The 22,371-nt window shown below is 68.2% G+C and carries 19 protein-coding genes; 12 read left to right on the top strand and 7 right to left on the bottom strand.

Annotated features, from left to right (window positions below; genetic code table 11):
• The first annotated feature begins 973 nt into the window (after nucleotides 1-973).
• From DPM12_RS12585 to DPM12_RS12575, 3 genes are read left to right on the top strand one after another with little or no spacing between them, the layout of a single operon-like run.
• Nucleotides 974-1,798, top strand: coding sequence for a BtpA/SgcQ family protein (locus DPM12_RS12585; protein ID WP_123788390.1), 825 nt, complete (start codon nucleotides 974-976; stop codon nucleotides 1,796-1,798).
• Nucleotides 1,795-3,318 carry an FGGY-family carbohydrate kinase gene (locus DPM12_RS12580; protein WP_112258669.1) on the top strand — a complete coding sequence of 508 codons (1,524 nt, stop codon included), beginning with the start codon at nucleotides 1,795-1,797 and terminating at the stop codon, nucleotides 3,316-3,318. Before DPM12_RS12585 ends, DPM12_RS12580 begins: the two co-directional genes overlap by 4 nt.
• Complete coding sequence (locus tag DPM12_RS12575; protein WP_112258668.1) at nucleotides 3,315-4,406, top strand: aminopeptidase; 1,092 nt, start codon at nucleotides 3,315-3,317, stop codon at nucleotides 4,404-4,406. Before DPM12_RS12580 ends, DPM12_RS12575 begins: the two co-directional genes overlap by 4 nt.
• Before the next feature lie 25 nt (nucleotides 4,407-4,431).
• Here DPM12_RS12575 and DPM12_RS12570 read toward each other — a convergent pair whose 3' ends face one another.
• Nucleotides 4,432-5,217 (bottom strand): DeoR/GlpR family DNA-binding transcription regulator, encoded by a 786-nt coding sequence (locus DPM12_RS12570; protein ID WP_164465276.1) that lies wholly within the window; start codon nucleotides 5,215-5,217, stop codon nucleotides 4,432-4,434.
• 197 nt (nucleotides 5,218-5,414) lie between these two features.
• Between DPM12_RS12570 and DPM12_RS12565 the strand changes: the two genes are divergently transcribed.
• The 6 genes from DPM12_RS12565 (at nucleotide 5,415) to DPM12_RS12540 (ending at nucleotide 11,739) form a co-directional block, all read left to right on the top strand.
• Entirely contained in the window at nucleotides 5,415-6,464 is a 1,050-nt protein-coding gene (locus DPM12_RS12565) for an autoinducer 2 ABC transporter substrate-binding protein (RefSeq protein ID WP_112258666.1), read from the top strand.
• Between the two features lie 7 nt (nucleotides 6,465-6,471).
• A complete protein-coding gene (locus DPM12_RS12560) occupies nucleotides 6,472-7,968 on the top strand; it encodes a sugar ABC transporter ATP-binding protein (RefSeq protein WP_158542879.1) in 1,497 nt (498 codons plus the stop codon).
• Nucleotides 7,965-8,978 carry an ABC transporter permease gene (locus DPM12_RS12555; RefSeq protein ID WP_112258664.1) on the top strand — a complete coding sequence of 338 codons (1,014 nt, stop codon included), beginning with the start codon at nucleotides 7,965-7,967 and terminating at the stop codon, nucleotides 8,976-8,978. Before DPM12_RS12560 ends, DPM12_RS12555 begins: the two co-directional genes overlap by 4 nt.
• On the top strand, nucleotides 8,975-10,057 hold the full coding sequence (locus tag DPM12_RS12550) for an ABC transporter permease (RefSeq protein WP_112258663.1): 1,083 nt from the start codon (nucleotides 8,975-8,977) through the stop codon (nucleotides 10,055-10,057). The genes DPM12_RS12555 and DPM12_RS12550 overlap by 4 nt, the downstream gene beginning before the upstream one ends.
• A 90-nt stretch (nucleotides 10,058-10,147) precedes the next feature.
• Complete coding sequence (locus tag DPM12_RS12545; RefSeq protein ID WP_112258662.1) at nucleotides 10,148-11,086, top strand: acyl-CoA thioesterase; 939 nt, start codon at nucleotides 10,148-10,150, stop codon at nucleotides 11,084-11,086.
• A complete protein-coding gene (locus DPM12_RS12540; protein ID WP_164465277.1) occupies nucleotides 11,083-11,739 on the top strand; it encodes a DUF8185 domain-containing protein in 657 nt (218 codons plus the stop codon). Before DPM12_RS12545 ends, DPM12_RS12540 begins: the two co-directional genes overlap by 4 nt.
• 25 nt (nucleotides 11,740-11,764) lie before the next feature.
• On the opposite strand, the gene DPM12_RS12535 is transcribed toward DPM12_RS12540, so the two are convergent.
• The 3 genes from DPM12_RS12535 to DPM12_RS12525 all read right to left on the bottom strand — a co-directional run bounded on the left by DPM12_RS12535 (nucleotide 11,765) and on the right by DPM12_RS12525 (nucleotide 16,039).
• Nucleotides 11,765-13,477: a thiamine pyrophosphate-binding protein gene (locus DPM12_RS12535; RefSeq protein WP_158542878.1), complete on the bottom strand. Its 1,713-nt coding sequence runs from the start codon at nucleotides 13,475-13,477 to the stop codon at nucleotides 11,765-11,767.
• Between the two features lie 67 nt (nucleotides 13,478-13,544).
• Nucleotides 13,545-14,867 carry an MFS transporter gene (locus DPM12_RS12530; protein ID WP_112258659.1) on the bottom strand — a complete coding sequence of 441 codons (1,323 nt, stop codon included), beginning with the start codon at nucleotides 14,865-14,867 and terminating at the stop codon, nucleotides 13,545-13,547.
• Nucleotides 14,868-14,872: 5 nt separating this feature from the next.
• Nucleotides 14,873-16,039: an acyl-CoA dehydrogenase family protein gene (locus DPM12_RS12525; protein ID WP_112258658.1), complete on the bottom strand. Its 1,167-nt coding sequence runs from the start codon at nucleotides 16,037-16,039 to the stop codon at nucleotides 14,873-14,875.
• Nucleotides 16,040-16,138: 99 nt separating this feature from the next.
• On the opposite strand from DPM12_RS12525, the gene DPM12_RS12520 reads away from it, so the two are divergent.
• Entirely contained in the window at nucleotides 16,139-17,284 is a 1,146-nt protein-coding gene (locus DPM12_RS12520) for an isocitrate/isopropylmalate dehydrogenase family protein (RefSeq protein ID WP_123788392.1), read from the top strand.
• Nucleotides 17,274-18,329 (top strand): Ldh family oxidoreductase, encoded by a 1,056-nt coding sequence (locus DPM12_RS12515; protein WP_158542877.1) that lies wholly within the window; start codon nucleotides 17,274-17,276, stop codon nucleotides 18,327-18,329. The genes DPM12_RS12520 and DPM12_RS12515 overlap by 11 nt, the downstream gene beginning before the upstream one ends.
• A 6-nt stretch (nucleotides 18,330-18,335) precedes the next feature.
• Here DPM12_RS12515 and DPM12_RS12510 read toward each other — a convergent pair whose 3' ends face one another.
• The 3 genes from DPM12_RS12510 to DPM12_RS12500 are packed head-to-tail and all read right to left on the bottom strand — an operon-like array spanning nucleotide 18,336 to nucleotide 21,337.
• Nucleotides 18,336-18,830: a tripartite tricarboxylate transporter TctB family protein gene (locus DPM12_RS12510; RefSeq protein ID WP_112258655.1), complete on the bottom strand. Its 495-nt coding sequence runs from the start codon at nucleotides 18,828-18,830 to the stop codon at nucleotides 18,336-18,338.
• A 2-nt stretch (nucleotides 18,831-18,832) separates the two neighbouring features.
• On the bottom strand, nucleotides 18,833-20,320 hold the full coding sequence (locus DPM12_RS12505; RefSeq protein WP_112258654.1) for a tripartite tricarboxylate transporter permease: 1,488 nt from the start codon (nucleotides 20,318-20,320) through the stop codon (nucleotides 18,833-18,835).
• 18 nt (nucleotides 20,321-20,338) lie between these two features.
• Nucleotides 20,339-21,337, bottom strand: coding sequence for a Bug family tripartite tricarboxylate transporter substrate binding protein (locus DPM12_RS12500; RefSeq protein WP_158542876.1), 999 nt, complete (start codon nucleotides 21,335-21,337; stop codon nucleotides 20,339-20,341).
• A gap of 168 nt (nucleotides 21,338-21,505) precedes the next feature.
• On the opposite strand from DPM12_RS12500, the gene DPM12_RS12495 reads away from it, so the two are divergent.
• Nucleotides 21,506-22,339, top strand: a complete 834-nt coding sequence (locus tag DPM12_RS12495) for an enoyl-CoA hydratase/isomerase family protein (RefSeq protein WP_112258652.1) — start codon at nucleotides 21,506-21,508, stop codon at nucleotides 22,337-22,339.
• Nucleotides 22,340-22,371: the final 32 nt, after the last annotated feature.

Below are 22,371 nucleotides of genomic sequence, written 5' to 3'. Positions count from 1 at the left end.
CCGCCTAATGCGCGACTGATCACCACGGCTCGCCTACGGCGAACATCTGCCGTAGGCGCTCGTCGCCGGCCGGCAACCTGGAGTTCTCCACGTCCGCTGCGCCTGCCGCGAGCCGGCGCGTGACGATCACCGCGTGACCGGAGCCTCAACAACCAAATCCGCGCGTGCGCGGCATCTAACTCCGCGCGTGCGCGGCATCTCTGGTGTCTCTCGTACCATCGCCGCACTCCTGACTTCACGACCCCGAGCGTCCGCGGCGTCCGGCGCCATGCGGGTCAGATAGTACGGTCCGGGTCCTAAACCAGGTCAGATACGAGTACGCTCCCGGGTCCCACGCCAAGTCAGATAGCGCGCTTCGGGTCCTACACCAGGTCAGATACGAGCATGCTCCTGGGTCCCACACCAGCTCACACGCGGCGGTCAACCGCGGACCGGGCGTGATGCGCCCGGGGAGTCGCGGGGCTCCGTGCGGCACAGGGCCAGCACCGGACCCGGCTACCGGTCCGGCTACCGGCCCGAGCACCGGACTCGCGCCCAGCGCCACGCGATGGAGCAGCTCTGAGGGATCGGTGTGGAGTTTCCGCGCCTTGTGTGCGGAGAATTGGCCGCTATCACGACCGTATTTCCCCGCAGCCCGGCTGAAAGTCCACACCGATCACCCGAACGAGGCCGGGATTTCGCGCTGCTGCGGATGATCGGAGCGAGCGGTAGGTAGGTCGGCCAGATGATATGCGCGGAGGTGCTGATCATCGTGGTGGGTTGTTGCGCTGCTCGTCGTGATGGGGGCTGATGTCTTCGGATCCCCTCGTCTCTGTTCCCCGCTGGCCGGGATGAACCTGGGTACGGCAGGGCCACTCGCACTGGAGGTGCCGCCGCTTCTCCGTGGCGCACATCCCTCCCACAGATCAGTCGCACATTCATGATGTTATATTCGAACAGAGCTAAACATTCTGAGCATCATGGAGGTACGAACGTGAGCTGGCTCGAAGAGACCTTCGGTGTGTCCAAGCCGATCATCGGCATGTGTCACCTACCGGCGCTGCCTGGAGATCCGGCATACGATGCTCGAGAAGGTCTCGCAGCAGTGATCGAGCACGCGCGTCGCGAGCTCTCCGCACTGCAAGCGGGGGGAGTAGACGGCATAATGATCTCGAACGAGTTCAGCTTGCCGTATCTGACCAAGACCGAACCGATCACCGCGATCACCATGGCGCGGGTGATCGGGGAGATCCGGGACGAGATACGCGTCCCGTTCGGGGTCAACGTGCTCTGGGACGCTACGGCCTCGATCGATGTGGCAGTGGCCACGGGTGCCGGGTTCGTCCGGGAGATCTTCACCGGCGTGTACGCGAGTGACTTCGGCCTGTGGGACACCAACGTCGGTGCCACCGCGCGGCATCGTCGTGCGGTGAGCGGGGACGACGTCCGGCTCATGTTCAACATCGTGCCCGAAGGAGCCACCTACCTGTCCGACCGTGATCTCGCCGACCTCACGCGATCCACCGTCTTCAACGCCCGCCCGGACGCCATCTGCGTGTCGGGCCTGACGGCCGGCGCGGCTACCGACGACTCGGCCTTGAGCGCTGTGAAGGCGGCCGCCGGGGACACTCCCGTGGTGGTGAACACGGGGGTGCGGGCGAACAACGCCGCGCAGGCGCTCTCTGTGGCCGACGCTGCGGTGGTGGGCACGTTCTTCAAACGAGACGGCGTCTTCGAGAACTCCGTCGACCCCGAGCGCGTGCGGTTGCTGATGAGCGAGGTTCACCGGTTGCGCGAGGAGGCTACGGTCGAGGCATGACAGATCAGGTCGTCATCGGCGTAGACGTTGGCACGTACGAGACCAAGGGCGTCGCGGTCGACGCTCAGGGGCAGGTCATCGCGCGAGCGGCGCGGGCGCACCGGCTGAGCGTGCCCCGGCCCGGGTGGGCCGAGCACGACGCCGACGACGTCTGGTGGTCCGGAACGGTTGCGGTGATCCAGGAGCTGCTCGCCACGGACCTGGTCGACCCGGGAGCGATCTCGGCGGTCGGTTGCAGCGGCATCGGTCCGTGCGTGCTGCCGGTGGATGCTGCCGGCTCGCCGCTGCGCCCGGCCATCCTGTATGGCGTCGACACCCGTGCGACGTCACAGATCGCCGCGATGGAACGCACTCTCGGCACCCAGCAGATCACGGAACGCAGCGGCAACGTCCTGTCGGCGCAGTCGGCCGGACCCAAGATCGCATGGTTGCGGGACAACGAGCCCGACGTCTATCGCCGGGCGGCCTGCTTCGTCACCTCGCAGACCTACCTCGTGGGCCGGCTCACCGGTCGCTGGGTCATCGACCACGGCACGGCCGGCTACTTTCACCCGTTCTACGACCTCCACGACGGCGTGTGGAACGTCGCCGGATGCGAAGACGTGGTCACTCCCGATCGCCTTCCCGACATCGCGTGGGCCTACGAGGTGGCCGGGCACGTCACACCCGAGGCGGCGCGCGAGACCGGGCTGCCCTCCGGCGTCCCGGTCATCACCGGCACCACCGACGCCCCGGCGGAGGCGATCAGCTGTGGCGTCACCGAACCGGGACGCATGATGCTCATGTATGGATCGAGCATCTTCGTCATCGAGATGCTCGACCGCGCTATCCCGAGTGACACGCTGTACTCCGCTCCCTACGTGTTCCCGGGCAGCTACGTTCTCGCGGGCGGCACCGCCACTGCGGGGAGCTTGACGCAGTGGTTTCTCCGCGTGCTCGATCCCGCGGCGGCGGAGGAAACCCGTGCCGCGTCGTTCGAGCAGCTGGCCGCCGAGGCGGCGGACTCGCCGCCGGGCGCGCGGGGTCTCGTGCTGTTGCCGTACTTCAGCGGGGAACGGACACCGATCAACGATCCGGACGCGTGCGGGACGGTTCTCGGCTTGACCCTGTCACACACGCGAGGCGATCTCTACCGGGCCATCCTCGAGGGCATTGCCTGCGGGATCCGGGCGATCGTGGAGACCTACGCCGCGCAGGGAGCTGCTCCCACCGTCATCCGCGCGGTCGGTGGCGGGACCCGTAACGACGTCTGGACGCGTGCCGTCTCCGATATCAGCGGGCAGCGCCAGGAGATCGCGGCGGGATCCGGTGCGTCGTTCGGGGACGCGGCGCTGGCCGCGTACGGCGTCGGCCTGCTGGAAGACCGGCAGGCCATCGAGCGCTGGGTGCGTGTTGAGCGCACGGTCGAACCGGATCGGACGCTGCGCTCCACGTACGACGACTTGTACCGCCGGTCCACGGATCTTTACCAGTCCACCCGGCATCTCATGCACGACATTGCCCGCGGAGAGAGCACATGAGCCGACACCAGTGGGCGGAACTCGCCCGGACGATCGCCGACGGCACGGGCACGCAGGCCGGAGACGCCGTCAGCGTGTTTCTCACCGATGCCGGTTCGGTCACCGCCGTGGACGCATTCGTGGCGGAGGTGTACCGGCGTGGTGCGTTTCCCCAGGTCCTGCTCACCGACGAGCGGTTCGACCGCAGCGCGCTCGAACACGCCGATGCGGCGCAGCTCGCTCGCGTGCCCGACCTCGAAGCCGAGGCGTTGCGGTGGTCCGACGTGCACGTGTCGTTCCGGGGCATGCTGCCTCCCGCCTCCCCGAACATGGACGACGATCGGGTGGCCACGCAGCGTCGAGCCAAGGGGGCGATCTCCGCGTTGCGGTGGTCGGAGACGCGGTGGGCCGTCGTGCGGGTTCCGACCGCCGAATGGGCGAGATTCACCGGGATCGACGAGGCGGCACTGTTCGACGAGTTCTTCGCCGGATGCCTGCGGGACTGGCCAGCGGCGCGGCACACGTGGCGTGGGCTTGCCGAGCGCCTGGGGCGTGCGGGGACCATGCGGATTACCGGCCCTGACACCGACCTGGAGCTGGGGGTGAGCGAACGCACATGGGTGGTGTTCGCGGGCGAGGCTAACCTGCCCGACGGCGAGATCGCCACGGCACCGGTGGAGGAGAGCGTCACCGGCTACATCACGTTCCCCGAACGGTTCTACTTCGCCGGGCGGGCCGTCGAGGGTCTGCGGCTCACGTTCGAGCAGGGCGCCGTCGTCGACGTCCACGCTGACGAGGGGGAAGGGCTGGCTCGCGCCCTCCTCGCGACCGATCCGGGTGCCCGGTACGTCGGCGAGCTCGGGATCGGTGTGAACGCGGCGATGACGACGCTCACCGGAGACCTGTTCTTCGACGAGAAAGTGCTGGGCACGGTGCACATCGCGCTCGGGCGCGGCTATCCCGAATGCGGCGGGATCAATCAATCCACGCTGCACTGGGACATCGTCAAGGATCTGCGGCACGACTCGCGCTCGGGTCCGGGCAGCCTCGTCGTGGATGGCGTATCCCTGATCGAGAACGGGACCGTGCAGCCCGAGCTATGGCCATGAGGGCTGGTGGCCCTGGCCAGCGCCGTCACGACCGGGAGGGCCGGGCCGTGACGACTTCGACGCCAGCGCGCTCGAACTCGACGACAGCCGGATGGTCGGCGGCGGCATCCGTGACGAGGACATCGATGTCGTCGACGGCCGCGACATGGGCGAAGCTCTCGTTGCCCAGCTTGCTGGTGTCCGCCAGCACGATCACCTTCCGGGCGGAACGGATCATCACCTTCTTGACCTCGGCATCTTCGAGGTTGAACTCGGTCGCGCCGACCGCCGGAGACAGCCCTCCGACGCCGACGAACGCCTTGTCCAGGCGCATCGAACGGAACCGGTCCGCGGCGGCCTGTCCCGTCATGGAGAGCTCTTCGGCCCGCACCACGCCGCCCGTGACGATCAGCCGAGCCGACTGTTCGAGCGCGTGAGACGACGCGACGGCCCACGCCACGCGCAGGCTCGCCGTGACGATGGTGAGCTGGCGTACCGACGCGAGCGAGTCCGCCATCATCAGCACCGTCGAGCCGACGTCCAAGCCGATCGCGTCACCGTGTGTCACCAGACCGGCGGCTGCGGTGGCGATGGCCTGTTTGCGGTCCGGTTGCTGACCTTCGCGGACGCGAAAGGGTGGTTCGTACGCGCGGCCACCCACGGGTGTGGCGCCGCCGTGGACACGCCGGAGTACGCCGGTGCGTTCGAGCTCGAACAGATCCCGCCGGATGGTCATCTCGGAAACGTCGAACATCTCGACGAGTTCGGCGACGCTGACATCACCGCCGGTGTCGAGTCGTTCGATGATCGCCCGATGCCGTTCCGTCTTCACGCAACATCCTCCCCTTCTGCACGCCGGAGCTCTCGGCGTATGGATGCCATCATCGCCCGTTGCTCGTGGCCGTGCGGGAACACATTTCATTTCGACTCGGCCACGATTGTCCCGCAACGTACATCTGTAGCTTGCGAATCACTCATTTTCAGAGTTAGTTTCAAACATATTTGAACATATACCGAGGGAGAACTGTGATGCGGCGCACACGATGGACTGGGATCACCGCAACGGTCGTCGTCCCCTTCATGCTGGCTGCCGGGTGCAGCACGGCCGACGACGAGGTCACCAACGACAGCCCCGAGGATTCTCCGGAGGAGGCGGAGCAGTCCTCGGGCGACGAGGACTATGCCACGGTCGTGAAGCTGGAGGGGGTTGCCTGGTTCGACCGCATGGCCACCGGCGTCGAGTCGTTCGATGAGGACTACGACGTCAACGCATTCCAGCAGGGGCCGGCCCAGGCGGACTCGGCTCAGCAGGTCCAGGTCATCGAGGACATCATCGCCCAGGGCGTGGATGTGCTCGCCGTCGTGCCGTTCCAGCCCGACGCGGTGGAATCCGTGCTCGGTCGCGCGCAAGATGCCGGCATCACCGTGGTGACGCATGAAGCTCCCGAGCTGGAAAACACCGAGTACGACGTCGAGCCGTTCCGCAACGAGGAGTACGGCGCGCACCTGATGGACGAGCTCGCCGAGCGTATGGATGAGGAAGGCGAGTACGCGCTCATGGTCGGCTCGCTCACCTCCGCCACCCACATGGCCTGGGTCGAGGCTGCCCAGAAGCACCAGGAGGAAAACTACCCGGACATGACGTTCGTCGGTGACTACGTCGAGACCAGCGATGACACGCAGACCGCGTACGAACGCACCCGGGAGCTGCTCTCCACCTATCCCGACCTGAAGGGTATCCAGGGCTCGTCCGCCGTGGACATCGTCGGGGCCGGACAGGCGATCGAAGAAGCGGGACTCACCGACGACATCGCCGTGGTGGGCACCAGCGTGCCGTCGAACGTCAAAGACTTGCTGGAGACCGGCGCCGTGGACTTGATGAGCGGCTGGGATCCCGGAGCGGCGGGCTACGCGATGAACGAGGTCGCCCGGCGGATCCGGGCCGGTGAGGAGATCAGTTCCGGCGCCGACCTCGGAGCCGAGGGCTACGACTCGATCGAGGTCGACGGTTCGGTGATCTACGGTAACGACGCCTGGATCGACGTGGACGCGGACAATGTCGACGAGTACGACTTCTAGTTCCGCGGTGAACGCGCCACCGGTTCTCGCGGCCCGGGGTGTCTCCAAGCGGTACGGCACCGTCCAGGCCCTCGACGATGTCGATCTGGCGGTCCGTGCCGGGACGGTGCACTGCCTCGTGGGGGAGAACGGTTCCGGCAAGTCGACGTTGACCAAGATCTTCGCCGGTTCCGAGCGCCCGGATGCCGGGACGTTGACCATCGGCGATCGTTCGGACGTCGCTCAGGTCAGCGCCCGTGACAGCGTTGCCGAGGGGGTGCGCGTGATCTATCAGGATCTCGCGCTGTTCCCCAACCTGTCGGTCGCCGAGAACTTGGCCGTCCCGGCGGCATCGGGGCTCTTACGCCGCTACCACCCTCGGGCGTACCGCCGCCGCGTCGAGCAGGCCTTGCAACGCGTCGGATTGCGAGTCGACCCCGCCGTTGCGGTCGAACGGCTGTCGGTGGCCGAACGCCAGCTGGTCGCCATCGCGCGAGCGGTGGCGACCGAAGGGCGCATCATCCTCATGGACGAGCCCACGGCAGCGCTGACCCAGGACGAGATCGATCGGCTGCTCGGGCTCGTGGACGAGCTCCGTGCGGAGGGCCTGGCCTTCGTCTTCATCACCCACAAGTTGCGCGAGGTGACCGACATCGCCGACGAGGTCACGGTGCTGCGCGACGGCCATGTGGTGGCCAGCGGGCCTGCGGCGGACTTCGATGCCGAACGGATCACGGTGCTGATGACCGGTGACACCGTCGAGCGGCAACGACGCGCGGTTCGTGAGGCGCCGGATACCACCCCCGTGGTGGAGCTGCGCGGCGGGTCGCTGTCGGGCCAATTCAGCGACGTCGACGTGGCGCTGCACGAGGGGCGCGTCGTCGGCCTGGCCGGCATCGTCGGTTCCGGCCGGACCGAGATCGGTCTGGCGATGTCCGGCCTGTTGCCGCTCGACACGGGGCAGCTGTACGCGCACGGAGAGCCGGTGCGCAACGCCCGGGATCTGCCGCTGCTCCAGTACGTTCCCGAGGATCGGCTTACCGAGGGACTCGTGCTGGAGTGGTCCGTCGCCAACAACGTCGTCGTGAACGACCTGCAGGAGGTGAGCGGGAACGCGGGGCTGCTGAACCGTGGCCGGATCCGGGAGGTCGCACGACGATGGCGGCAGGCGCTGCGTATCAAGGTGGACGACGTCGACGACCCGGCCGGCACGTTGTCCGGTGGCAACCAGCAACGCGTGCTGCTGGCCCGGGCCCTGGCCCCGGACCCGGAAGCGATCATCCTCAGCAATCCGACTGTCGGCGTGGATGTCGGCTCGCGCGCCGAACTGCACGAGCTGATCCGTGACACGGCCGATCGGGGGGTCGCGATCCTGATGATCTCTGACGAGCCCGGCGAGCTGCTGGACGTCTGCGACGAGATCGTCGTCGTGCGCGATGGTCGCGTGATCGGGAGCTGGCCGGCTCCGGAGCTGAACGAGGAGACCATCTGGCAGACGATCACGCACGAGGAGGTCGCGGCGTGAAACAACGGTTCTCCGAGGCCCTCGGCCGGCACGAGGCGATCCTCGCCGCGGCCATCTGCGCGCTGGTCATCGGCTTCGCGATCGCCGCGCCCGCGTTCCTCGGCGCCGGTCACCTGTTCAGCATCCTGCGGAGCATGATCGTCATCGGCATCATGGCGCTCGGGCTTCTCGTGGTGCTGATCGCGGGAGGTGTCGACGTCTCCGTCTCCGCTACGGCCGTCGCCTCGATGTACGTGACGGTCGTGACGCTGACCGAGATCGGATACGACGGGCCCGTCATCGTGGCGTTTCTCATCTCGGCGGTGCTGGGAGCGGCGCTCGGCCTGGTCAACGGCGCGCTCGTGTCGCTTTTCCGGCTACCGACGCTGATCGTCACGCTGGGGACGCTCACCCTCTACCGGGGCGCCCTGCTCGCCTTCGTCGGCACCGATCGGCTGATGGATCTGCCGGCGCAGATGGCCGAGCTCGGACGGGCCTCGGTCTTCGTGCTGCAATCCTCCGGTGGCACCCGGGCCCCGCTGCACGTCGGGGTCGTCGTCCTGGTGACGCTCGCCGTGGCGCTGGCGCTCGCGTTGCGCTACACCGGCTGGGGCCGTGCCGTCTACACGCTGGGCGGCAACGAAGACGCGGCGCGGCGCCTGGGAGTTCCGATCGTTCCGGTGCGGTTGTCCGTGTTCGCCGTGTCCGGAGGTCTCGCCGGCATCGCCGGGCTCATGTCGGCCAGCCTCATCCGCGCGGCCGACCCGTTCACCATCGTCGGTTCGGAGCTGACCGTGCTCGCCGCGGTCATCCTCGGTGGGGCGTCGATCGCGGGCGGGCGCGGCACGGTCCTCGGCACGATGTTCGGGGTCCTGCTCGTGACACTCGTCGATTCCAGCCTGGTGCTCGTCGGCATCCCGACCGAGTGGAAACAGGTGTTCGTCGGCGTGTTCCTGCTGCTCGGCGTCGCGACACCGGCGATCCGGCGGCGACGGATGGCCCGGCAACGAGGGGTGGTGGCAGCGGCATGAGCGATGTCCAACCGGTGAAGCGGCACGAGCCGAGCGATCCGCCGACGGAGCCGGCCGAATCCCGGCAGCGCGGGCTGCGCGACCCGAACCGGCGGCGCGACCGCTACCACATGCTTCTCCTGCTCGCCATCCTGATCATCGAGTTCGTGCTCCTCACCGCGTTGCGGCCGGATGCCTATCCCACGGCGCGCAACCTCACCTCGATGGCGTTCCAGATGTCCGAGATCGGCCTGCTGGCGCTCGCCGTGGCGTGTGCCATGCTCATCGGCGGGATCGACCTGTCCATCGTGGCGGTGGCGAACCTGTCGGGGATCGTTGCCGCCAAGGTCATGACGGCGCTGGCGCCGGAGATGGGCGGCACCGCGCTGGTCGTCGCGACCGGCTGCGCGCTCGGTGTCGGGCTCGTGGCCGGAGCGGTCAACGGCTTGTTGGTGTCGTTGCTGCGGGTTTCCCCGATCGTGGTGACGCTTGGGACGATGACGCTGTTCACGGGCGTGGCCACGGGTGTGACCGGGGGCTCCACCGTGTTCGCGGCCGGCGAGTTCGCCAGCGTGGGCGCGATACTTGTCGCGGGTGTCCCGCTCGTGTTGCTGGTGCTCGTGCTGGCGGCCGTGGCGCTGACCGTGGCGACTCGCTCCACCCGCTGGGGGTTCCGGGTCTACACCGTGGGGGCGTCCGAGAAGGTCAGCCGGTACGCGCGCCTACCGGTCGAGCGGGTACAGGTCTCCGCGTACCTCATCAGCGGTTCCCTGTCCGCCCTGGCCGGCCTGGTCACGCTGTCGCGGACCGATTCGATCTCGGTGGGTTTCGGCTCGTCTTACCTGATCCTGGCCATCCTCGTCGCCGTGCTGGCCGGGGTGAGCCCGTACGGGGGTGTCGGCCGGCTGCTTGCCGTGCCGGTGGCGATGGCCGTGATGCAGCAGGTCTCCACGGGCTTGAACATGGCCCTGGCCGGTGCCGAGGGCGCGAACTTCGCGAAGGAGTTCGCCTGGGGTGCCATCCTCATCCTCGTGCTGGCCGTCTCCGAACCGCGGACCCGGCAATGGTTGCGCGAGCTGGTCGCGGTACGCCGCGTTTAGACGGAGCTGCTCCTGTCCGATAGCTTGAATCGGTGAGAGACGTCCGGCCGTCGACCGGCGGACCCGGCTCCGGAGGAGCGATCGTTGCAGATGGACCCGAGCACGCCGCGACACGTCGCGCACGTGCCGATGCGGTGGGCCGACATGGACGCCTACGGTCACGTCAACAATGCGGTCTTCCTGCGCTATCTTCAGGAAGCGCGCGTGGAGATGCTGTTCGTGCAGGCAGCCCGGCGGGGCGCCGCCGGGCTCGCCGAGGGCGTGGTGGTTGCCCGCCACGAGATCGACTACCTCGCGCCGTTGCGGTTCCGGCCCGGCGCGGTGCGGGTCGAGACCTGGCTGCGCGAGATGCAGAACTCGACGTTCACCTTGGGCTATGAGATCGTCGACGCCGACGAGTCAGGGGAGATCTACGCGCTGGCGTCCACGACGCTCGTCCCGTACGACCTCTCGGTGGGACGTCCGAGACGGCTCGGGGAGGAGGAGAAGGCGGTACTCGAACGCCATCTCCAGCCGGACGGGCCGGTCCCGCGTGCCGGGCGTGGCAGCGCCGGTGCCACGCGGGACCGCGATCGTGCGCCGGGCGGCGAGGAACCGGACGGGCGGAGCGGGCCGCCGCGCCCGGAGGGCAAGGTTCACCAGTACGAGTGCGCCGTGCGCTTCGACGACCTCGATTCCTATGGCCACGTCAACAACGTCACGTTCGCGGAGTACATCCAGGAGGCGCGGATCGATTTCGTCGCCCGGCACTTCCCGGGCGGGTTGGCGGGACACGCCGGCTCGGTGGTCGCGGGGCAGCACATCGACTATCTCGCGCCGGTGACGGCGGGTGCGCGGCTTCAGGTGGAGGTCTGGGTGACCCGGCTGGGCGAATCCTCGTTCGATCTCGCCTACGCGATCCGCGACGCCGAGCGCGTCTACGCCCGCGCCACGTCGGCCCTGGTCGCCTACGACCTGCAGGAAGCCCGTCCGCGCCCGGTCAGCCCGCCGGAGCGAGCCGCCCTCGAACCGTTCCATGGGGTCCAATGATGACCGTTCTCGTTCCCGCGCAGCCGGGTGCCGCCGCCGATCTGGCGACCTTCGCGCAGCGGGTCGCCAAGTTCGAAGCCGAGGCGGTGATGCGCATCGTCGGGACGGGCACCGTCGTCGGATGCTTCGCCGGTACCCCGTTCGATGCCCTGGCCATGCGCGCCGTGCGGCTGGCCGAGCCGGTGGAGATCGACGAGGTGGTCGAGGCCTCGACGCTGGCCGCGCGCGCGGTCGGCGCCGCGGGCGAGCTCGACCTGCCGCCGGCGCTACCGGCACTGCGCTGGACGACCAGCTTGCCGCCGCGTTCGGGCTGGTCGGAGCTGGCCCGCCTGCCGCTGTCGGAGGTGCGGGCCAAGGTCGACGCGGGCGTGGCCGAGTTCCGCCGGCGCGCACCCGAAGAGACCGAAGGCCAGGACGCGCGGGCGGCACGGGCGACCCTCGAAGGGCTCGCCACCCAGATCTGGAACGAGGAGCTGGCCGCTGGCGTGCCCCTGCGGCTGGCCCACGCAGCATCGTCGTACAGCTTCCTGGGCGGGGAGTTCGTGGATGGCGACGGCCAGGTGGTCGTGCGTTCGGTCGGCTCGTGGCAGCGGCTCGACGCGCCCTACGGTACGGTGCTCGCTCGCAGCAGCATGTCGCTGCTCGCGCTCTGACGCTCGCGCCGATATCAGCCCGAGGTCAACGCCGGGTGCCGCCCTCGTACCACGTGCCGTGCTGCACTTGCGCCCGCCGTACCGCGAGGACCTGTCCGCGGGTGCGAGCGGGCAGGTCGGCGCACAGCCGGTCGATGTCGGCCACGGATTCCACCCAGGTGGCGTCGATACGCATCGCCGAAGCGATCTGCGGGATGTCCGGGTTGTCGTAGTCCACGCCGACGTTGCGCCCGTATCCTTCCTGCTGCTTCTTGCGTTGCGATCCGAAGCCGCCGTCGTCCAGGACCAGCACCACGACGGGGACATCCAGCGAGGCGATGGATTCAAGCGACGAGAGGGACATGAAGAACGATCCGTCGCCGATGACGGCGAGTGCACCGTCGATGCCGCCGGTCATGGTGGCGCCGATCGCGTTGGGCACGGCGAAGCCCATCGCGCCCAGGCCGTGGGCGTAGATGAACGGGCTGCCGCCGAAATCGGCGGACGCGGACAGTGTCAGCGGGCCGAAGCCGGGATCCATGGTGACGATCCACGAATCGGGCGCCGCGTCGATCATTCTCGTGACGAGCTGGGCGTCCAGCGTGGCCTCCGCGCCGGAAACGTCACCCAGCGGCCCGTTGGCCCGGTTCACCAGGCGGGCCCGATCGATCCAGCTGCCGGCGACCGAGACCGCCCGCTCCCGGTAGGCCGGGCCGAACGCGTGCAGAAACTCCTCGACGTCCGCGACCACGCCCAGCGTCGGGGCGAGCCGGCGGTCGATGACGCCGGGCTCGGGATGCACGCAGATGACGTCCGTGTCCGGGCGGGGGATCGACCACCGCACCGTGTCGACGTCCGTGAGTTCGGCGCCCAGGGCCAGCACCACGTCCGCATCGCCGACGAGCGCGGTCGTGTCCCGCGAACCGAACCTCCCAATGGTCCCGGCATACCCGGGGCGGCTGCCGATGCCGCCCCGGGCGCCGAACGTCGTCGCGTAGGGGATGCCGAGGCCGTCGCACTGGTCGAGGATGCGTTCCGCAGCGGCGCCACGGCGGGAGGTCTCACCGAGAAGGACGACGGGCGCGTGTGCCCGCGCCAGGAGGTCGACCGCGCGGTGGACCTCGCCAGAGTTCGGCGCCGGCCGGCTGAGGGGTGCTTGCGGTGCGTCGGCGATCTGCGCCAGGACCGGGTCGATGGCGGCGGACCAGGAGGCGAGGTCGTCGTCGGTGACCGGCATCAGGGCGATGTCCTCGGGAAGGTCGATGTGCACCGTGCCGGTCCCGCCGCGCAGCGCCTCTCCGAGCGCGCGTCGCAGGACGTGTGGCAGCTCGTCCGGCCGGGTGACCCGGTAGCTGAACGCGCAGAGCTGGCTCATGACCGGGAGCAGCTGCCAGTCGTGGTACGGCATCCGCGCCAGCGTGTCGCTCTCCTCGTTGCCGGTGATGAGCAAGAGCGGCACCCCGTCTCGATGCGCACCGGCCATGGCGGTGATACAGCTGGTGGCTCCCGGGCCGACGTGTGTCGCGACGACGCCGAGCCGGGCCGACGCTCGCGCGTACCCGGCGGCCATCTCGGCGGCGCTGAGCTCGTACCGCGCGGCGACGTACCGGATCCGGCCATCGTCCTCGACGGCATCGAGCAAGGGCATGATCGTGCTACCGGCGACCCCGAAGAGGTGGGTGACGCCGGCGCGTGCCAGGAACTGGACCAACGCGTCGGCCACCGTCCGGTGCTCTGTCGGGGAGTGTTCCGCGCACATGTCCCGTCCTTTCGTCTGGTGGGGCGATGCTGGTGCGGGTTTGGAGATGTGGGTCATGGCCGTGTCATCACCTCGATGTGTCGTGATCGGACGGTGGGCGCCGCCGCTGCCGGTGCTGGGCCACGAGGACCGCGGCGGAGGCCGCGAGTGCCAGCGTCCCCATCACGGTCCAGCTGGTGGAGTAGCCACCCGCGGTGTCGACCAGCCAGCCGAAAACGGGGGGACCGGTGAGCGACCCGAGCATCATCGACCCGAGCAGCAGCCCGCCGGCCCGCCCGGACCGTCCGGAGCCGGCCAGCTCGGTCCCCCACAGGCGGATGACCCCGACCCAGCCCTGCGCGAAGAATCCGAAGATCAGCATGGTGAGCGCGCCGGTGGTGGCGATGAGCGGGTCGGCGGCGACCCCCAGCATGATCGCGATCATGCCGCCCCCGGCGGCGCTGGTGGCCAGCGCCAGGCCGCGATGACCACGAAAGGCCCGGTCGCTGAGCCAGCCACAGGCGATACGCCCCACGCCGCCACCGAGCCCGAACAGCGCGAACCAGCGTGCTGCCTCGACCGGCGCCAGCCCGCGGTCGTCGACGAGGTACAGCGTGAGGAACGTCATGGCAGACGACATGAACACGCCGAGGGCGGCACTGATGGCGATCAGGGTGGCGAGCTGGCGGACCAACGGGAGTTTCGTGGCGACGGCTGCGCGCACATCCTCCGTCCCGGTATCGCCCGCCCATTGATCATCATCCGGTCCTCCCCGGGCTACGCCGGCCGCACCGTCGTGAACGGTGCGCCGTGCGGGCGCGGCGGAGTCAGGGCCGTGGCGTAGCGCTACAGTGGCGCCCGCCACGACGGCGGCCGTCGTGGCGAGCGCACCTTGCCAGCCCAGGCCGGCGGATGCGAGCGGGGGCAGTGTCATGGCGGCGAGAGCCGAGCCGATCGGGGTGCCGGTCTGCTTGACACCAAACACGAATCCGCGGTCTGCCAGTGGCGCGCCTTCGTACCCGAGGCGGTCGCTGAGCGGTGGTATCGCGCTGCGGCTCACCCCGGCCAGGGCGAGCCCGAGGATGACGGTCGTGACCGTCGAGAATCCGGCGGCTATCAGGAGCGACGCGGCGATGCCCAGACCGGTGAGCAGAACGGTCGTCCGTGCATGGTGCCGATCCACCCATCCACCCGAGACGAATGCCGCGGCGGCCGTGCCGACATAGGGTGCGGCGGCGACCAGGCCCATGGTGGACGCGGAGACACCGAGATCGGTGCGGATGAACGGCGCCAGCGCCCCGTACGTTTGCATCGCCATGGCCTGCACCATCATGAGCGCGGCCAGGTAACCGGCGAGCCGACAGGTGGGCCACGACGGGAGTGCGTGGCCACCCACCCGGAACCGTCCCATGCGTGTCAGAGCAGATTCCGCACGGCCTTGAGCCGCTGTACGGAATCACCCGCCAGGTGAGTCCAGATGGCGGCATCCCGGACGAGTTTCTCGACACCCTGGTCCCGCATCACGCCGAGGGCACCGTGGATGTCCATGTTCAGGTGGGTGACGCGCTGGACGGTGTCGGTCGCGAAATTCATCAGCGCCACGTTGTTGCGCGCGTCGCCGGCGTCTGCTTCCGCAGCGGTGCGAAACGTGAACGCCCGCAGGGCTTCGGTCAGGGTGTGCATCTCCGAGAGCTTGAGCTGGATCGCCTGATGTTCGACGATCTGCTTGCCGCCTTGCCGGCGGCCGCGGGCATGAGCCAGCGCCATCTCCATCGCGGCGTCGCAGACACCGACGGCGATCGCGGCCAGTTCGAGATCGCCGAACTCCGAGGTGTCTCCGGCACGGGCCGCTACGCCCCGGTTGACCTCGCCGACCACGTTCGCGTGCGGGACGCGGCAGTCTTCGAAGATGAGCTCGGCATTCTGGTAGAAGCGCCACCCGACCTTGTCGTAGACGGTGCCGACGCGGAATCCGGGACTGTCCGAGGGAACCAGGAACAGGGTGGTTCCCTCGCTCAGCCGGACTGACGGATCGGTGCGGGTGTCGATGAAGAACAGCGTGCCGACGCTCCCGTTGGCGATGTAGTGCTTGCGACCGTTGAGGATCCACTCGTCGCCGTCCCGCTCGGCGGACATCATCCAGCCGGCGTCGGGGTCGTCCGGCGGCATCCGGTTGTCCGAACCGGCGTGCAGCTCGGTGCCTCCCTTGCCGAGCAGGTACGTGTCGTCGTTCAGGAACGGTTCGAGGAAACGCCGCCGCTGGTCGGCAGTGCACGCGGCGGCGATGAGGTGACTCCATTTCCAGCACTGGCTGAACGTCTTGGTGATCGCGGCATCCCCGCGCGCGAGCTCGGCCATGACGAGCGCCTGGCCGACGAAGTCGAGACCACCGCCGCCCCATTCGGTCGGGACCGCGGCCGTGCGGAAGCCGAGCCGGGAACCCTTCTTGATGATCTCCCAGTCGAACGTGGCCGCGGGATCGGTGATCTGATCCCGCTCCAGCGAGATCGGCCGGATCTCTCGTTCGGCGAATTCTCGAGCTGCCGCCTGCCACGTGCGGTGTTCTCCGGTGAACTCGACCATGCGCCTCGTTTCCTCCGGTTCGCTTCAGCGGACCACGTAGTATGCTAAATATACTGTATATGATTGTCGTGGTTCGGTCCGGAGCCCAAGGGGAGGGCAGTGTCCAGCGGAATGCCGAGCGGGATGCCGAACGGGTCACCGGGCCAGGGCCGTCCGGTAGAGATCTGCGTCATTCCCGGTGATGGAGTAGGTGTCGAGGTGATCGCTGCCGCGTGCCGGGTTCTCGATGCGGTCACGCGTGCCGGAGGGCCGCGCTGGGTCCGCACCGAACACGCTGCGGGCTACGCCGCGTACCGGGAAACGGGTGAGCCGCTTCCGCGTGCCACGGTGGAGGCCGCACAGCAAGCCGACGGCGTCCTGGTCGGTGCCATGGATGCGGCCCGGATCCCCGGCGGGCTGCCGCAGCCGATACGGGCGTTGCGACGGGAGCTGGAGACCGTGGCGAGCCTGCGACGCTGCAGGACCCTGCCGGGAGTGCCCGCTCCGTCGGGTCCGCTGGACGTGATGGTGGTGCGCGAGCTCACCGAGGGCTTCTACGCGGGTGTCGAATATCCGGTGGGAAACGACGGAGCCTGCGCGGTACGCGTCGTGACGCGGGAAGCCTCGGCCCGGGCGGCGCGCATCGCGTTGCAGTGCGCACGCGAGCGATCATGCAAGGTGACGGCCGTGCACAAGCGCGGCGCCATGCCGCTCACCGATTCGCTGTTCCTCACTGCGGTATCCGAGCAGGCGTCCAGCTTTCCCGACGTCGAATACGAGACGAAGAACGTGGACGCCTGCGCCATGGAGATGGTCCGCGCGCCGCAAGCGTTCGACACGATCCTGTGCACCAACGCGTTCGGCGACATCCTGTCCGACCTCGCGGCCGGACTGGCCGGCGGGCTCGGTCTGGCAGCGTCGGGATGTGTCGGTGACCGCTGGGCCTATTTCGAGCCGTTGCACGGCACCGCCCCGGACATCGCCGGTCAAGGCGTCGCTAACCCGCTGGCGGCCATCCTCAGCGCGGCGTTGATGCTGGCGCACCTGGGTCATCACTCGTGGTCGACGGTCGTCGAGGAGTCCGTCGCCGACGTGCTGGGCGCCGGCGGGCCCCTCACCGCCGACCTGGGTGGTGACGCGACGACGTCTGACGTGGCTGGGGCGGTGTGCCGGCGGGTCGTCGCCCGCGCCGCAGGCCTCGCAGCGGCCGGCCGGGCAGATGCCGATCGAGCGAAGGCGGGTGACGATGCCGACCGTGGGGACTGACCAGCTCGAAACGTTCGTCAGGGAGATCTTCGTCGCGGCGGGAACGCCACCGGGCCCGGCCGCGGACGTCGCCGAGCATCTGGTCTCCGCCAACCTCGTCGGTCACGATTCGCACGGCGTCAACCGCGCGCCCGGATATATCAGGCTCGTGGAAACCGGCCATATCGTTCCGGATGCGCCGATCGAGGTGTACGACGAGACCGACACGACTGCCGTGGTGGACGCCAACTGGGGGCTCGGGTTTTCCGCGACGAATCACGCGACGGATCTGGCCACGGCGAAGGCGCACGCACACGGAACGGGAGCGGTGACCATCCGGCGGCAAAGTCACATGGGACGGCTGGGCTGGTACAGCGCCCGCGCGGCGGAACGGGGTGTGATCTCGTTCGTGGTGGCGGATTCCGGACGCGCCCCGAAGGTCGTGGCGCCGTTGGGGGGTCGTGCTCGCCGGCTGGGTACCAACCCGCTGTCGTTCGGTGTCCCGTCCGAGCTGGACGGCCCGCTCGTCCTGGACATGGCGACGTCGGCGGTGGCCCAGGGAAAGACGAGGATCGCGAAAGCGCGGGGTGAGCTGCTGCCGTACCCCTGCATCGTCGCTGCCGACGGCAGTCTCACGCGCGATCCGCATGCGCTCGGCGAGGACGACGGCGGGGCGTTGCTCCCGTTCGGCGGTGACCAGGTGCACAAGGGGTACGGGCTGTCGTTCATGGTGGAGGTTTTCGCGGGTTTGTTGACCGGTATCGGGTTCAGTCACGATCCGGGCGGGTTCTCCAATGACGGCGCATTCGTTGCCGCGTTCGCGGTGGATCGTTTCCGGCCGCTGGAGGAGTTCACCCGCGACGTCCGCGCGTTCGTCGATTACCTGAAGGACACGCCGCTGGCCGACGGGCACGACGAGATCCTCTACCCGGGCGAGGTGGAGGCACGGACCGCGGCCCGGCGGCGCGACCAGGGCATCGACATCGACGATCCGACATGGCAGCGGCTGGTGGACGTCGCGCGAAGGTACGCGGTCGAGGTGCCAGCTGCCTTCGATGGGCACTGAGCACGCCTAGATCCAGCGGCCCTCGGGCAGGTGAACGTTGAACGCGCCGCCGAACAGCTGGTACATGCCGAGCGCGAGGAGACCCGCGACGACGATGATCAGGCCGACGGCGGCTGGATGGCGCCGGCCCCCGAGCACGCTCGCCTGTACGACCATGAACAGCCAGGTTGCCACGAAGTAGCCGATCTGGGGGATGAGCAGGAAGAAGGCGAGCACGCTCGCGGAGAACCAGCTCACGTCGACGGCGGCGCGCCACGACTCGAACAGCTTCTCCCGCGTGCGCCGGGCGAGTCCGATCACGGCGAGCAGGATGCCGAGGCCGACCATGAGCCAGGAGACCATGTTGGGGAACACCCACGTGCGCTCTCCCCAGCCAGGCCCCCAGGTGTAGGCGAACGAACCCAGGATGATCAGTGCCAGACCGGACAGCAGGTCGTGATTGAACGCGATCCGGCGCCCGGTCCCGGTCCCGGCGGGCGCCGTGGTTCCGGCATCGTTCATGGTCAACCCTCCGTGCGCGAGGAGCGTCGGACGTTGGAGTACACGGTCCACAGCGCCGACAGGACCGTCAGCGCCATCAACACGAGTGAGATCGGCCGGGTGAAGAACACGGTGAATATTCCGGCGGTTTCGGCCATCTGGAGCGAGACGTCGAGGCCGTTTTCGACGATGGGCCCCAGGATCAGCCCGAGCGCCACGGCGGCCACCGGTATGCCGATCTTCATCAGGACGTAGCCGACGATTCCGAGCACGAACATCATGTAGGTGTCGAACATGTTGCCGCGCACGGCGTAGGAGCCGACCATGGTCAGCGCGGCGATGACGGGAATCAACGCGTACACGGGCGCCTGGATCGCGCGCACCAGCAGTGGCGCCATCACCCGGCCCAGGATGAAGACCGCGATTCCGCCGAGGATCATGGCCCAGACGAATGCGAAGACGATCTCGGGCGTATCGTCGAACAGGGACGGCCCGGGTTCCAGGCCGTGAAAGAGCAGTGCACCGAGGAAGATGGCCGCGACGTTCGAACCCGGCACGCCCAGCGACAGCAGCGGGACCATGGAGGCTGGCGCGGCAGCATTGTTGGCGGTCTCCACGGAGACCACGCCTTCCACGGCCCCCTTGCCGAACTTCGTGCGGTCCTTGGACCAGCGAACCGCCTCGTTGTATGACACGATTCCCGCCAGCGACGCGCCGGAGCCGGGGAGCACGCCGATGAACGTCCCCAGGACCGACGATCTGATCAAGGTCACTGGCCTGCGCAACTCGGACCAGATGTGCCGGAACACGCGGCGCTCGGGCACGTACTGCGAGATTCGCGTCCGCTGCTTGCGATTCTCCGCGAGTTTGATCAGCTGCGGGATGGCGAAGAGCCCGATGAGGGCCGCGGCCAGCGAGACACCACCCTGGAGCTGGTAGAAACCGAAGGTGAACCGGCTGGTCCCGCCGGCCGGTGCGATGCCCACGGTGCTCAGCAGGAGGCCGAAGAGCCCTCCGCCGAGTCCGCGGAAGAACGACGAGCCGGCGACAGATCCCATGATGGTCAGCGCGAAGGCGCCCAGCCAGAAGAACTCCGGCGGGCCGAACGCCAAGGCCGCGGCGGCCAGCGTCGGCGACATGACCAGCAATGCGGTGCCGCCGATAATCGCGCCGACCGCCGAAGCCCAGCATGCGGCGATGATCGCCCGCTGCCCCTTGCCCTGCTCGCTGAGCGGGTAGCCGTCGAACGCCGTGGCCATCGCCGACGGTGTGCCGGGAACGTTGACCAGCACGGCCGGTACCGCGTCGCCGAACATCGCCCCGACATACATCGCTCCGAGCATGACCAGCCCGGCCGACGGCTCCATGACGAACGTGAACGGCACGAGGAGCGCGGCACCCATGGTGGCCGTCAGCCCCGGCAGCGCGCCGATGAGCACGCCGCCGGCCACCCCGGCAAGGATGAGCAGGAGATGCGCCGGGTCGAGGGCGAGCAGCAGGCCATCGAACATGAGCGAACCCGCTGTCCCTTACTGTTCGAACAACGGCGTCACGGACCGGATGTCGTCGAGATAGTCCTGAACGTATTCTTCGGACTCCTCCGGACCCGTGCCGATCATGCCTTGCCCCTCGTCTTCCATGTTCTGCAGGACGTCTTCCTCGTCGAGGGCGTCGGCGACCGCATCGCTGATGATCTCGATCTTTTCCGGGTCCGTTCCTTCCGGAGCTGCGAGTCCCCAGTTGGTCGACCCGGACACGTCGTAGCCGAGTTCGCTCAGAGTCGGGATGTCCGACGCCAGCTCGTACGTCTCTTCCGAGCTCACCGCGAGTGGCTGGATCTCGTCCTCGGCGCCGAAATACTGCTGGATGGACGTGATGCCGACCGGGTAGTGACCGCCCCGGACCCCGGACACCACGGCCGTCGCGCCCTCGCCGGTGGCGACGTAGTTGGTGTCGAGACCTGCGTCGTCGAGCATGACCTGAACGGCATGGCTCAGGTTGTACTCTGCGGCACCGCCGATGTCGACGTTGCCGGGGTTCTCCTGCACGTGTGCTTCGAATTCGTCGAACGATTCGAAGGCGGGATCTTCGGCGTCGACGAACAGGATCTGCGGCGCGTACGCGTTCATCCCGATGATGTCGAAATCGGATGTCTCGTATCCGGTGTCTTCGATCAGCTCGGGCTGCAACAGGATGTGCGGGAGCACGACGGTACCGATCGTGTAGCCGTCGGGTTCGGCGTTGGCGAGCTCCGCCCACCCGATGGCACCGCCCGCTCCGGTGACGTATTCGGGTTCGAGGCTCACGCCCAGGGATTCTTCGAGGTGTGGTTGGAGACGGCGGAAATCGGTGTCGGAGCCGCCTCCGGGATCGAACGTAATGATCACCCGGATGGATTCGGACGGATAGTCGTCGCCTCCGTCGTCGGAGGATCCAGCATCGGATGCGCAGGCCGCCGGGGCCAGTAGAAGCGGTGCCGCCAGTGATAACAGCGTGCAGCGTGTCCGGATTCGCGGTCGCTTTCGCATCGCGTCCCCTCTCATCGAGGCACGGGCTAGCTATTGAGTTTGAGATATAATACAGGATATACAGTGTGTGACAAGATGATTCCGGAAGAGCTGAGGAATCAGCCCGCTTTCGACGCGTGACCACGCCCGGACAGCCGCATCGACGAGGATGAAGGGACGGAAAGGCGCATGGCAGAGCAACGTGAGGCCAACACCCGGCACGGCACCCAGCTACCTCCCGAGCTGCAGCACATGTCGTGCCAGCTCGACGCCGGCATCGCATGGATAACGGTGCACACCGGCCGAAACGACAACGCGATGACGACGCGGGCCTACGACGAATTGCTCGCGTGCATCCGGTGGGCGGGAAGCCATCGTGCGTGCCGCGTGATCGTTCTGGACGGCCGCTCGAACTTCTCGGCGGGTGGGGATTGGGCCCTGCACAAGGAGCGGGACACGCAGAACTTTCGAGATCACCTCTCGTTGCTCTTCGATATCGCGATCGCCATGCGCACGTGCGGCCGTCCAGTGATCGCAGCGGTTCGTGGACGCTGCACCGGCGGGATGAACCAGATCGCCGCGATCGCCGACCTCACGATCGCTGCCGACGACGCGATATTCGGCCAGCACGGTTGCCGTACCGGCAGCTATCCCATCTTCTGGGGTACCCAGTTGCTGCCCCGCATCGTCGGCGAGAAGAAGGCCCGCGAGATGATCTACATGTCGTGGGAGTACACCGCGCAGGAAGCGCTGGAGATGGGGCTGCTCAACCGGATCGCGGCACCGGAACGGCTCGACGACGAGGTCGTCCGGTATTGCGAGCGGATCAAAGAGGCGAGCCCACGGTCGCTGCGTTTCGCCAAGACATCGATCAATGCGGGATCGGATTTCCTGTATACCGCCATCTGGCACGCGCGTGACGCGCTGGCGGAATTCACCGGTACCGACGAGTGGCACGAAGCCATCGATTCCTACCTGGAACGGCGAGCCCCGCAGTGGGTGGAACACGGACCGCAGTGGTGACGACACCGGTCCGGGAACAGGGTGAAAGGGGC

The sequence above is a fragment of the Phytoactinopolyspora halophila genome (assembly GCF_003287285.1).
GTDB lineage: Bacteria > Actinomycetota > Actinomycetes > Jiangellales > Jiangellaceae > Phytoactinopolyspora_A > Phytoactinopolyspora_A halophila.
Note: the sequence above shows the minus strand (reverse complement) of the source record. Positions and strands in the feature narration are given on the sequence as shown.